The sequence below is a fragment of the Arthrobacter sp. P1_C12_2 genome (assembly GCF_056406415.1).
On record NZ_JBFUAF010000010.1, the window covers coordinates 164230 to 176961 of the forward strand.

Consider the following 12732-nt stretch of genomic DNA (forward strand, 5'->3'; position numbering starts at 1 on the left):
GCGGYGGTCCCGACACCCCGCACTCTCCCGGCCACTACTCTCCGGCGAAACACAACACGACACCCATCGGCCCGAACGGCCGGGAAACGCCGCACACAGAAAGCAGACCACTATGCACGCCATGATCGCCCGACGCTTCCACCTGGACAGCCTGGCCGACTTCAGCCCTAGGCCCCTCACCATCACCGGGGGCCTGACCTTCACCTACCCAGGCAAGCAAGTCAACAAAGGAGTCACCATGGCGACGGAAACCCAGGCTACGGCCGCCCAAGGCGGCATCCTGACAGCCACAGGCAAAACCGATGCAACGACATTACCGCCCCCGCAACTTCCGCCTGCTCACCTTGAACACCGGGCTGGCGAGCTAACCCATATGCCATGGGCCGGCTGGTACTGCGAGCCCGCAGCTGACTGAATACCGCGGCGGCGCCCACACGTTCGCCTGATCCCCAGACCCCGGGAGGGTGCGGCGGACCGACACCGCACCCTCCCGGCCACTATCCGATTGCGAAACACCACAACCACACGGCAGCCGTCGGCCCGAACCGCCAGGAAATGCCGCTCAGAGAAAGCAGATCACCATGCATACCATGCTCGCCGCACGCTTCCACCTGGACAGCAAGAAGTTCGCCGTGGAGGAGGTCCCCATCCCTGTTCCGGGCCCGGGTGAAATCCTGATCGAGGTGAAGGCCGCAGGTGTCTGCCTGTCGGACGTCCACCTGCTCGACGGTTCCCTCGTCCCGCTGTTCGCCACCTCCGACGCAGTCACCGTCGGCCACGAGGTCGCCGGTGTGATCCACACCCTCGGCCATGACCTCAAGCGCGGCCTGACCGTCGGCACCCGCGTTACCCTTGAGGCCGGCAAGACCTGCGGCCAGTGCGCCGGCTGCGTACGCCGCCGCCCCTGTACGCAGATGCTCACCGCCGGCATCGACTACGACGGCGGCTGGGCCCAGTACACCCTCGCCCGCGAGGACACGCTCATCCCCATCCCCGACAACCTCCCCTTCGATCAGGCCGCGATCATCCCCGACGCGGTTTCGACCCCCTACGCCGCCGTCGTTGCCACCGCCGGGGTGCGCCCCGCTCAGTCCGTCGGCATCTGGGGCGCCGGCGGAGTCGGCGCCCACAACGTCCGCGTCGCCCGTATGGCCGGCGCCGCGCCGGTCATCGCCGTCGACCCGCTGCCCAGCGCCCGCGAGCGTGCCCTGGCATTCGGTGCGGACTTTGCCCTGGACCCCGCCGCCGACGACTTCGCCGACCACATCCGCACGGCTACGGGCGGACGAGGCCTGGACTTCGCCTTCGACTGCGCCGGCGTGCCCGCCGTCCGAGAGCAGGCCGCCTCCGTACTCGGCCTCAACGGCGCCCTCATCCTGGTCGGCATCAGCCCCAGGCCCCTCACCATCACCGAGGGCATGACCTTCAACTACCTCGGCAAGCAGGTGCGCGGCCACTACGGCGGCACGCCCGAGTCCGTCAGCGAACTGGTCCGGCTGGCCGAGGTCGGCCGTCTAGACCTCGCGCCCTCGATCACCGACCACTTCCCGCTCGCCGAGGCCGCCGACGCGGTGAACCGGCTGGCGAACAAGATCGGCGACCCGATCCGCTTCATCCTGGTGCCCTGACACCTGAACAGAAGTTCATCAAGACCACCTCGGAAGGAGCGAGTGGGCGCCGGTGCTTGAGGGAGCACCGGCGCCGGTCTCTCGTGGACTGTTTCGTCCCGGGCTCAGACCCACATAAGCGTCACTGAGGCAGCAACGAACCTCCGTCCGCATCCCGAGGTCGGGCAATTCAGCGGGCAGCGCCTCCGCTCGCTGTCGCCTCGTCGTCGGCACCGCGCAGTCCGGCAGTGTGGAGTTCGGGGAGCGGACTGCGACAGATTGCGCGCGCTTCGCTGGCAGACACACCCAGCATTCGCAGGAGCGCCTCGGCCGCCCGATCCGTCGTCTCGGCGTCGTCGCGGTCCGGTTCGGCATGGATGAGCTGTCCGAGAAAGGTTGCCGCGCCGACGGCGCACACCACCGCGACGTCGACGTCTGTCATTGTGAACCGACCGGATTCGACGCCGGCCTCGATGTCACGCCGGACACGCGGCGTCAGTCCTTTCTGCGCCCCGAGGAGATCGAGTGCGTTGTGCAGGATCACTTTGCTGAGCTGAGGTTCACGGCGGTGGAAGCGGCCGGTCAACCGGAAGCTGGTCGCAAACGCGACGGCGGGGTCGTCGACGTCTGTGGTGAGCTCGTCGAGGACCGCGCCGAGGAGGTCCATGACGTGCTCGACTGCCGCCTCGAACAGCTGGTCTTTCGACTCAAAGTGGTTGTAGAAGGAGCCGATCCCAACGTCCGCGGCCTGAGTGATCTCCAGCACCGGCGTGTTGGTCTGTCCTCGAGCCAGGAAGGACTGTGCCGCGCGGACCAACGCGGCGCGAGTCTGCGCCTTCCGTCGATGAGACCGGGTTGGTTCCGGGGACGAGGCTGGGGCTTGGGTCAACGCTGGCTCCTTGAAGTCATCCGGTCATAGGAATCCTACCAGCGCCCCATCAACAGTGAAGAAATCTTCAACTCCTCTTGACTGACGATATCTTCATAACCGAACATATATTCAGAAAGTGAGGCATCCATGAACGACCACCATGACCACCCTGGGACCCACAGTGACCTGCACACTGACCTGCACAGCGAGCAAGGGGCGCTGCGAGGCGAGCACCGCGGACGGGCGGCGAACCCGATTATCAAGGTGCATGACATCGCCTGGCTCGAGTTCCAGAAGCCAGACCTGCTCGCTGCTGAGACCTTCGCGCACGCCTTCGGCTTCGCCACGAGCCTGCGCACCGCTGACGAGCTGCACCTCCGGGGCACCGACACCGGAGCTCCGTGCGTGATCGTACGGCGCGGACCGAGATCAAAATACCTGGGCGCCGCGTTCACTGCGGCCGAGGCCTCGGACGTCCTTCGCCTGGCTAACGCGACCGGCACGACCCCAAAAAAACTACCGGAGACGATCGGCGGCATAGGGGTCGATCTCATGGATCCGAGCGGCGCCGCGATTCGCGTCGTCGCAGACACGCACAAACTCCCTTCGCTGCCGGCCCAGACGCCCCTCACGTTCAACACCGGCCACGAGCTGACGCGGACCAACCAGACCCAGCGGCCACTGCGTCAACCCGCGACCGTTCAGCGCCTCGGTCACGTCGTGCTGCAGAGCACCAAGTACCGTGAAACGCTCGACTGGTACCTGGAGCACCTCGGCCTGATCGTCAGCGACTTCCTCTACTACCCCGGCCAGCGTGAGCGCGGTCCGACAATGAGCTTCATCCGCTGCGACCGGGGTTCGACACCAACCGATCATCACACCATCGCCATGACGCTGGGACCGACGAACCGCTACGTGCACTCGGCATACCAGGTTGCTGACATCGATGCCCTGGCCGCCGGCGGTGAGCTTCTGCACGACCTTGGCTACCACCGTTCGTGGGGGATCGGCCGCCACATCCAGGGCAGCCAAATCTTCGACTACTGGCGCGATCCCAACGGCTTCCTGGTCGAGCACTTCACCGATGGGGACATGTTTGACTGCACCCTCGAGCCCGGTTGGGCACAAATGTCCGCGTCCAATCTCGCCCAGTGGGGCCCTCCGGCCAGCAAGGACTTCCTCGGTATGGCCCCTGGCCGGGAGTCGCTGCGTGAACTGGCCTCGATGGTCTCCGCGCTCCGCGACGACAACGAGTTCGATTTCGCGCGCCTGCGCGGCCTGATGAAAGTAGCCACCTCATGACCGTCTCCATCCTGCGTACCGCCGACGATTGGTGGGTCCACACGCCCACCGGTGCCGCCCGTATCGCCACTCCTGCGACCACCACGGGCGAGCTGATCGCCGATCGGGCGGCCATCCAAGCCGCGATCGGCGGCGGCGAAACTGTGCCGGTGGAAAACCTGGACCTGATCTCGCCGATCACAGTGCCGTGCCGCGTGGTCGCCCAGATGACGAACTTCGCCTCCCATGTGAAGGACGCCGGCATGGATCCTAAAAAAATCCCACTGACCTTCTTCCGCAAGTCCTCGGGCTCGATCAGCGGGCCCCATGACGACGTCGTCCGGCCCGCGCACGTGCGGTTCCTCGACTACGAGGCTGAGATCGGCCTCGTGATAGGCCAAGAGACCCCGGTCGGCTCTGTCATCACCGATGACACGATCGCCGATTACGTCGCTGGGCTCGTGATCACCAACGACATCTCGGCCCGCGACCTGCAACTCCCGAAGACCCAGTTCTACGAGTCCAAGTCCTACCCGAGCTTTACGCCCACCGGACCGACCCTCGTGCTCTTCGACGCCGAGGACTGGAACCGCTTTGGTGAGCTGCGGTTACGGCTGTGGGTAAACGGCGAGATCCGTCAGGACATGACGGTGGCCGACATGATCTACCTACCCGTCGAGGCGCTGCGGGCACTCACCCGCTTCCAGCGCCTCTCCCCCGGCGACCTGGTCCTGACTGGCACCCCTATCGGCACCGCACTGAGCGCGCCACCGAAGCCGGTCGAGATCATCAGCAATCTGCTCCCCCGGGCCACTAAGTGGCGCCTGTTCTTCAAGGCCCAGGGCCGCAATCCGAAATACCTCAAGAGCGGTGACGTCATCGAGATCGCCATCAGCACCGACGACGGGAAGATCGACCTGGGGCGCCAGCGCACGACGGTGAGGGACGCCCGGTGAGCGGCATGCCTCTCTGGCCGCGGTACTCGAGCCCAGATGACATCGCCGACATCGAGAGGACCCCCCTCTCCGAACGCGGACTTCCGGCATCGACGTACGAGCTGCTGTGCCGAGCCGCCCGGCTCTGGCCGGATAAGACGGCGGCGGCAGTACTTCGCAACACCGAACGCTGGCAGGAACCCGTCAAGCTGACATTCGCTGAGCTTCTCGCCAATGTGAACCGGACAGCGAACCTGCTGACAGAAATCGGGGTCGGCCGCCACGACACCGTGGCCTTGCTCTCTCCCAACTGCCAGGAGCTCATCTCGGCCACCCTGGCCGCCCAGGCAGCCGGAATCGCCGTCCCGATCAACCCCGGCTTGTCCGAGGACCACATCGCCGAGCTGCTCCAGCGCTCGGGCGCGCGTGTGCTGGTGGCGGCCGGGCCCGATCTCGATCCCGTCGTCACCGAGGCCGCTTTCAGCCTCGCGAAGAAGGGCCTGGTGGACTATGTGCTCCTCATGTCACCGACCGGACAGACACCCGCCGGCCCGGCCTCGACCGTCGGATACGCAAGCGTGGACTACCTGACACGCCGGGCAGCAAACGCGTCGTCCGAGCAGTTCCACGGCAATCAGCCCGGACCAGGCGATCTGGCGGCACTCTTCCACACCGGCGGCACGACCGGCACCCCGAAACTGGCGGCACACACCCACGCCAACGAGGTCGCCGACGCCTGGATGCTCGCAGCCAATGACCTCCCCGACGAGGACGCCGTGTACTTCGCCGCACTGCCGCTGTTCCACGTCAATGCCCTCGTTGTGACCGTCCTCGCTCCCCTTTTCAAGGGCCAGTCGGTCGTGTGGTCCGGACCGCTTGGCTACCGCGACCCTGCCCTCTACGGTGTCTTCTGGAAGCTGGTCGAACACCACCGGCTTACCGCCATGAGCGCCGTCCCTACCGTCTACGCCACGCTCGCCGCGTCCCCCGTGAACGCCGACATCAGCAGCCTGCGCCACGCCATGGTCGGAGCCAGTCCCTTGCCCGCGGCCGTGCGTGCCGGCTTCGAGACAGCCACCGGCGTCGCCCTCATCGAAGGGTACGGCCTGACGGAAGCGACGTGCGTCAGCGTACGGAGCTTCCCAGGTGCCACCACGAGTTCGCTCGGCTGCCGGCTGCCCTACCAAGAGATCAAGTCGGTGCACGTCGACGACGCCGGACACTGGCATGATGTCGGACCCGGCGTACGAGGCCAGCTGGTGATCAAGGGCCCGACGGTCTTTCCCGGCTACGTCATCGGCAACGGCCCCGAGGGCATCCTGCTCGATGGCCTCGGCAAACTGCGGGACGGCTGGCTCGACACCGGCGACCTCGGACAGGTCGATGAGGACGGCTTCGTCCAGCTCACCGGTCGTGCCAAGGACCTGATCATCCGAGGCGGCCACAACATCGACCCCGCAATCGTCGAGGACGCCCTCCTCACCCACCCCGACGTGACCGGCGCAGCGGCGGTCGGCAGACCCGACCGGTATGCGGGAGAGGTGCCGGTCGCCTACGTGACACTAGCTGCGGGTGCTACCACCAGGACCGAGGACCTGATCCGATGGGCGGATGACCGGGTCGGGGAACGGGCGTCCTCGCCGAAGTCGGTCACAATCGTCGACCAGCTTCCGGTCACCGCCGTCGGCAAACTCTACAAGCTCGCGCTCCGGGCGGACGCCACGAAGGTAGCGCTGAGCGGGGCCTTGCGGGAGACGGCCGGCGTCCACGCCGTGGAGACCGAGATCGAGGACGGCACGATAGTCGTCACCGTGCGTGCTGACGAGGCATCGCATGAGGCCGTCAAGTGCGCCCTCGACGAGTACGGCGTCCGGTGGCGGATCACGCACCGGCCCGCACGAAAGGCGGAACGATGATCATCGTCCTCACGGTTGCGCTTGTTGGATGCTTCAGCATGCTCGGCCTGGCAAAAGTGGTCGGTCTTGTTCTGGTTACGGCGGCAATAGTATGAGCGCCCACAACGAGGGCGCGGCGCCGGTGGTCGTGGTTGGCGCTGGCCCTTCCGGGCTGGCTGTCGCCACCCTACTCGGCCAGTACGGCGTCGAGTGCCTCGTCCTGGAACGCCGGGAGGGCGTCCACCCGCTACCACGGGCGGTGCATCTCGACGACGAGGTCTATCGCATCCTCCACCGTCTAGGCGTGGGGACGCAATTCGCTGGGCTCAGCCGCCCTGCGCACGGGCTACGTTTGCTCGCACCCGACCACCGAGTGCTCGCGGAGTTCCGGCGCCCGGCCGATGGCGGCGCCCACGGCTTTCCCCAAGCAAACATGTTTGACCAGCCGGACCTAGAGCAGCTCATGCGCAACAACCTCCGGTTCATGCCTACGGTGACCGTGCGCGGAAATGTCGAGGTTCTCCGTGTGACCCAAGGCGACGCGGCAGCCCAGGTGGAGTTCACGGATCGTGCCACGGGGGCACGCGAGTCGGTCCGTGCCAGCCACGTCCTCGGCTGCGATGGCGCCAGCAGCATGGTGAGGGGGGCCATCGGCGCGGAGATGGAGGACCTGGGCTTCGAACAGCGCTGGCTGGTTGTCGACGTCGACACTTCGGCGCAACTGAACCAGTGGGAAGGCATCCACCAGCTGTGCGACTCCCACCGCGCCGGTACCTACATGCGCGTCGGAGAGGTCCGCTACCGCTGGGAGTTCCGACTGCTGCCTGACGAGACTGCCGCCGACTTTGCGACGATAGATGCGCTCCATCCGCTGATCCGGCCCTGGACCGGCGACGTCCCGTTGGACGAACTGCGCGTGATACGGGTCGCCGACTACACCTTCCGCGCCCAGGTCGCCAACAAGTGGCGCGACCGCCGGGTCTTTGTCCTTGGCGACGCCGCTCACCTGAGTCCTCCCTTTATAGGTCAGGGCATGGGGGCGGGACTCCGAGACGCGATGAACCTGGCCTGGAAGCTCGCCGGTGTTCTTGCCGGCGACCTCCCCGCAACCACGCTGGCCAGCTACCAGACCGAGCGCAAGCGGCACGCGAGAAGAACCATCACCGTCGCAAAGCTGTTCGGCCTCACCATGACCGCGGGTGGTCGCGTCGGTACGGCCCTGCGGAGGTATTTCGCACCGGGCCTGCACCTCGTGGCAGGCCTTCCCGCACAGTCATGGACAGGTATGCCCTTCGGCTCCCGGCTCTCGGCTCTCGCCCGCATCTCCGCCGTCGGACGTCTCTGCCCCAACTCCCGCACTTCGGTCACCCCGGACGCCAAGCGATTCGATGACGTCGCCGGAGACGGATTCGCGCTGCTGGCTCTCGCGATCACTCCCGAGGAGCACGAACAGATCCTGCACAAGGGCGCGGCGCCCGTCGTCCCCGACCCCGGATCCGAGCTCCACCAGTGGCTCGTCCGACATCGGATCGCTGCTGCGGTTATCCGCCCGGATCGCGCCGTGATGTTCGCCTCCGACTCCGTCGCCGGAAGCCTCACCCGGCTGCCGTCGTTCAACTCCACAGCCGGCCGTCACACCCCGCGGAATCAACCGCTCCCATACCCGAACACAAAAGGAACACCATGAACCCCACGACAACCCAAGCCACGATCGACGACACTCTCGCCATCGACTCCGTCAGCACCCAACGGCTCTTCCTCGAAGCGCGGACCGCCAATAGCTTCTCCTCCAAACCGGTCTCAGCCGAAACGTTGGCCGCGATCTACGAGTTGACGAAGATGAGCCCCACGATGATGAACAACCAGCCGCTGCGCATCACCTGGGTCCAGTCACCCGAAGCCCGCGAACGCCTTGCCTCGCACCTGGCCGAAGGCAACCAGGAGAAAACCCGCACCGCCCCGGCAGTCGCGGTGCTGTCCTATGACAGCGACTGGCACGAACATTTCCCGACGTTTTTCCCGCCCGCACCCGAACGCAAAGCAATGTTCGACGGCGACAGAATCACACGCGCCGAAATCGGCAAGAACAACGCCTGGCTCCAATCCGGGATTTTTATCATGGCGGTCCGCGCAGTCGGACTCCATGCGGGCCCCATGGGTGGATTCGACGCCGCCGGCGTCGACGCTGACTTCAACGCCAGCACCACACACCGGGCGTTCATGGTGGTCAACGTCGGGGAACCAGGCGAGAACGCCTGGTTCCCACGCCTGCCCCGCCTCTCAGCCGACATCGCCGTGCGAACCATCTAAACGACCGTATGCCACAACAGGCAGGGTTTCCTCCTTCGACGCAGCGAAGAAGGAAACCCTGCCTTTTGTGATGCATGGGCCCCCTCGCGGAGCCCGTGCTTTGCCGCAGGACGTGTGCCTCTCGCCTTAAAAACGGTGGCTCCTCTCAGACGTCCTGCGAACAGAATGGGGCTTGCGCGGGGCAGTCATCTCGGACTGCGACGCCGTCAGCAACCGCCGTCCTGCCTTGAAGGCGGTACTTGACCTGGAAATGCCCGGCACCGACGGCCCGGCGCCTACCTGCCCACTCCCCCGCCAGCCAAGCGATACGACTCCTGCAGCAGCTCGTCCAGTTCCTCGACGTCGATCCGTTCCAAGCGGACCAGCACCAGTTTCGGGGACCGTTCGTGGTGGGGCGTCCAGAAGTAGGTGCCGGGGTCGGTCCCTGCGAGCGCTTCCCGTTCCTCGGTTTTCACGGTAAGGACGCCATCTTCCCAGATCCGTGCCATCAGGGTTTTCCCGAACCACGCCGGCTGGCCCCAACTGGGCCGCTCGCTAACCCCTGGCAGTCCACGGCAGATCTGCCGGACATCTTCCTCTGTGGCCACGGTTCACTGTGGCACCGGAGCCCCTGACCAGGCAATGCCTGTCCTCCCTCGGGAGACTTCCAAAAATTGCTTGGACCACAGGCGGTCAGTATTGCGGCCCACCTTCCATACGTTGTATGGTTGTTGTTCCATACAACGTATGTTTCTGCGGTGCATCCCGCATCGTCGGAGCCGTTGCCCATACCGCCCTGCACAGAGGAGCAACCCATGACCGTACGATCCACGGACGACCTGGCATCAAGCCCGGAAGACATCGACGCAGTCAACCCCCAAAGACACGGCGCCGGTCAGCGTTCGCGCTGGGATCTCAGCACTCTGGGCGAGCTGTGGCGGTTCAAGGACTACGGCCGGCCCGAGCGGAAGTCGCTGGTCCTGGGCGTGCTGATGAACGGCGGGCAAATGGCCGCCAATCTTGCCGCCCCCTGGCCGCTGGCGCTGGTCATCAACGACCTCCTCCAGGACAAGGGCCAAGGCAAGGGCCAGGGCAAGAGCGGGATCCTGTACACCGTCGCCGGGTGGTTCGGCGGTTCGTCGATGGCAATGCTGCTGGTCGCGGCGAGCGCCGTGCTGGTGATCACTGCTGCCGCGGGGATGTTCTCCTACCTGGGCGACATGTACATGAACGGGTCCGGCCAGCGGATCACCTCGCGCATCCGCGCGGATGTGTTCGCCTACACCCAGCGGCTGCCGATGGCCTTCCACGACCGGCATTCCGTCGGCGAGCTGACCAGCCGGGTCGTCTCCGACACGTCAACGGTGGAGTCGACCCTGCGGGATGTGGGAACCGACCTCGTCCCGTCCGTGCTCACCCTGGCCGGTACCGCCGCCGTGATGGTCGCGGTGGACTGGCGCCTCGGGCTGATCGGTCTCGTCGTCGCCCCGCTGATGTTCCTGACCGCCAACCACTTCGCCGGCCTGACGCGGCAGTACGCCCGTCGCAAGCGCGCCGCCACCGGCGACCTGACCGGGCTCGTCACCGAGTCCCTGATGGGCATCCGCACCGTGCACGCGTTCGGCAACCAGCGGGTACAGGACCAGCGGTTGGCGACGCAGAACGACAACGTGCTCAGCCTGTCGCTGCGCTCGGTCAAGGTCAGCGCCAAGTTCTCCCCCACCCTGCAGTTGGTCGCCGCCGTCGGCACCGCGCTGGTGTTGTTCGTCGGCGGTTACGGAGCGCTGAACGGCTGGTGGCAGGTCGGGGTGCTGGTGGTCGTCACCAGCTACCTCAAGACCATGCTTTCGCCGATGAAGTCCCTGGCCAAGCTGGCACCCAGCTTCACCCAGGGCGYCGCCTCCGCCCAACGGATCGCCGACATCCTCGACCAGCCCACCGACCACCAGGGCACCGACGAGCCGCTGCCGGCCCGCGTCGACGGCCGCATCGAGCTGCGCCAGGTCATGCTGGACTACGGCACCGGCCGCGGCCCGGTCTTCACCGACGTCGACCTGACCGTCACCCCTGGCGAGCGGATCGCCCTGCTCGGTGACAACGGCGCCGGCAAGTCGACCCTCCTCTCCGTGATCGGCGGCCTCTACCGTCCCACCACCGGCCAGGTCCTGCTCGACGGACACTCGGTCCCCGACGTCCCGGAGCACTGGCTGCACCAGCAGGTGGCCATGGTCCTGCAGGACACCTTCCTGTTCTCCGGCACACTGGTTGACAACATCCGTTACGGCCGCCCGGACGCCACGGACGCCGAGGTGGCTGCCGCCGCCGAGGCGGCCTTGGTCAGCGAGTTCGCCGATGACCTCCCCGACGGGCTCGACACCACCGTCGGTACCGGCGGGACCGGGCTCTCCGGCGGGCAGCGCCAACGCGTCGGCATCGCCCGCGCACTGCTCGTCGACGCCCCCGTCGTGCTCCTCGACGAACCCACCGCCGGCCTGGACGTTCACGCCGAGGAACTCGTTGTCCAGGCGCTGGGCCGGCTCGTCGAAGGTCGCACGATCATCGCGACGACGCATCGGCCCGCGGTCACTGCGCTGGCCACCCGCACCGTCTACCTGCGCCAGGGTGGCGTCCTGGACACCGAACTGCCCGAATCCGCTCCGGCGGACCCTTCCGCCGGCCGCGCCCGCCTCACCACCATAGGAGCCCTCTAATGACCATTACCGCGACGAAAACCCGAGAGCCGTCCACCCGCCGCACCAAGTCGTCGAAGAACCAGACGGCGAGCGCGTCCCCGCCCACGGCCGGCGAGGTGGTGTTGCAGGCCCTCCTCGCCCAGACCAGGGCGCTTCGGGAGGCCGAGCGCAAGGTGCGCGACGGCGACCCGAAGGGGGTCACCAAGATGCGCGTCGCCATACGCCAGCTACGTTCCATCCTTCGCGGCTTCTCCCGCATCCTCGATCGGCAGGTCACCCGGCCGGTATGCGCCGAGCTGGCCTGGCTGGGCCGCCAGCTCGGCGAGGAGAACGACACCCAGAGGACAGTCATCGAGCTGAAACGACAGCACGACGCCCTGCCGTCGGAGTTGATCGTTGGCCCGGTGGTCGACGACGCCCGGACTCAGCTGGACCAGCTCGCCGTCAGTAGCAGCCAGACCACCCATGCCACGCTCGACAGCGATCGCTACGCCGCGCTCCGTCAGGTGCTGGACTGGCCGCCGGCCAACCCGCCCTTCACCGAGCGCGCGGCGTGGCCCGCGGCGGAGGAGCTGCCAAAGAGCATCGCCAAGGCGCTGCGCACGCTCGACCGTCACCTGGTGACCGTCCAGGCGCTGCCGGCGGGGACCGAGCGGGATGAGGCGCTGCACGACGCCCGCAAGGCCGACAAGCAACTCCGCTACGTGATCGACGTCGCCACCCCCGTCGTCGGCGAACCCGCCCGGCGGCTGGGCCGGCAGGCCAAGAAGCTCCAGGACCTGCTCGGCGACTACCAGGACGCGGTCGTGGCCCGCCCAGTGGTGCAGGAGCTCGGTTCCGCCGCGTCGGCCAAAGGTCATCCGACCAGCACGTACTACCTGGTGGACGCTCTGGAGCAGGTCCGCACCGACCGTGTTCTGGAGAAGCTTCCGCGCCGGCTAGGCAGCCTCTACGACGAGGCGGCCTGGCTGCCCAACGCCGCATCCCTCCAGTACGACCCCATGACGTCAGCCGCTCGGACCGGGAGCGGGAACTGAAACGCTCCAGAGCTGCCAACTCGAGCGTTACCGGCGGTCGACGGGCCCGCCGCAGGCGTGCGTCGGCTCGGCCTCAACCGATCACCAAGGCCAAACAGCTCCGGCCGCGTCGCGGGCCTGACCC

Annotated in this window: 11 protein-coding genes; 9 read left to right on the forward strand and 2 right to left on the reverse strand. The window is 66.8% G+C overall.

The genetic code is table 11. The features are described 5' to 3' along the window. Window positions 1-112 precede the first annotated feature (112 nt). Together AC1DZQ_RS12860 and AC1DZQ_RS12865 are read left to right on the forward strand one after the other, a co-directional pair. Window positions 113-415, forward strand: a complete 303-nt coding sequence (locus AC1DZQ_RS12860) for a hypothetical protein (protein WP_476963890.1) — start codon at window positions 113-115, stop codon at window positions 413-415. Between the two features lie 166 nt (window positions 416-581). Beyond that, a complete protein-coding gene (locus AC1DZQ_RS12865; RefSeq protein WP_476963891.1) occupies window positions 582-1628 on the forward strand; it encodes a zinc-binding dehydrogenase in 1047 nt (348 codons plus the stop codon). A gap of 169 nt (window positions 1629-1797) precedes the next feature. On the opposite strand, the gene AC1DZQ_RS12870 is transcribed toward AC1DZQ_RS12865, so the two are convergent. Continuing rightward, window positions 1798-2496: a TetR/AcrR family transcriptional regulator gene (locus AC1DZQ_RS12870; RefSeq protein WP_476963892.1), complete on the reverse strand. Its 699-nt coding sequence runs from the start codon at window positions 2494-2496 to the stop codon at window positions 1798-1800. 129 nt (window positions 2497-2625) lie between these two features. Between AC1DZQ_RS12870 and AC1DZQ_RS12875 the strand changes: the two genes are divergently transcribed. The 5 genes from AC1DZQ_RS12875 (at window position 2626) to AC1DZQ_RS12895 (ending at window position 8899) form a co-directional block, all read left to right on the forward strand. Beyond that, window positions 2626-3780, forward strand: a complete 1155-nt coding sequence (locus AC1DZQ_RS12875; RefSeq protein ID WP_476963893.1) for a VOC family protein — start codon at window positions 2626-2628, stop codon at window positions 3778-3780. Further along, entirely contained in the window at window positions 3777-4715 is a 939-nt protein-coding gene (locus tag AC1DZQ_RS12880) for a fumarylacetoacetate hydrolase family protein (RefSeq protein WP_476963894.1), read from the forward strand. The genes AC1DZQ_RS12875 and AC1DZQ_RS12880 overlap by 4 nt, the downstream gene beginning before the upstream one ends. A 5-nt stretch (window positions 4716-4720) precedes the next feature. Then, the gene (locus tag AC1DZQ_RS12885; protein WP_476963904.1) at window positions 4721-6610 is read left to right on the forward strand and encodes an acyl-CoA synthetase; all 1890 of its coding nucleotides are present in this window, start codon (window positions 4721-4723) and stop codon (window positions 6608-6610) included. A 91-nt stretch (window positions 6611-6701) separates the two neighbouring features. Then, window positions 6702-8276, forward strand: coding sequence for a bifunctional 3-(3-hydroxy-phenyl)propionate/3-hydroxycinnamic acid hydroxylase MhpA (mhpA, locus tag AC1DZQ_RS12890; RefSeq protein WP_476963895.1), 1575 nt, complete (start codon window positions 6702-6704; stop codon window positions 8274-8276). Continuing rightward, on the forward strand, window positions 8273-8899 hold the full coding sequence (locus AC1DZQ_RS12895; RefSeq protein ID WP_476963896.1) for a malonic semialdehyde reductase: 627 nt from the start codon (window positions 8273-8275) through the stop codon (window positions 8897-8899). Before mhpA ends, AC1DZQ_RS12895 begins: the two co-directional genes overlap by 4 nt. 275 nt (window positions 8900-9174) lie before the next feature. On the opposite strand, the gene AC1DZQ_RS12900 is transcribed toward AC1DZQ_RS12895, so the two are convergent. Beyond that, window positions 9175-9486: an MmcQ/YjbR family DNA-binding protein gene (locus AC1DZQ_RS12900; protein WP_476963897.1), complete on the reverse strand. Its 312-nt coding sequence runs from the start codon at window positions 9484-9486 to the stop codon at window positions 9175-9177. Window positions 9487-9693: 207 nt separating this feature from the next. On the opposite strand from AC1DZQ_RS12900, the gene AC1DZQ_RS12905 reads away from it, so the two are divergent. Next, window positions 9694-11589, forward strand: a complete 1896-nt coding sequence (locus AC1DZQ_RS12905) for an ABC transporter ATP-binding protein (protein WP_476963898.1) — start codon at window positions 9694-9696, stop codon at window positions 11587-11589. Continuing rightward, window positions 11589-12608, forward strand: coding sequence for a CHAD domain-containing protein (locus AC1DZQ_RS12910; protein ID WP_476963899.1), 1020 nt, complete (start codon window positions 11589-11591; stop codon window positions 12606-12608). Before AC1DZQ_RS12905 ends, AC1DZQ_RS12910 begins: the two co-directional genes overlap by 1 nt. The last annotated feature ends 124 nt before the right edge of the window (window positions 12609-12732 follow it).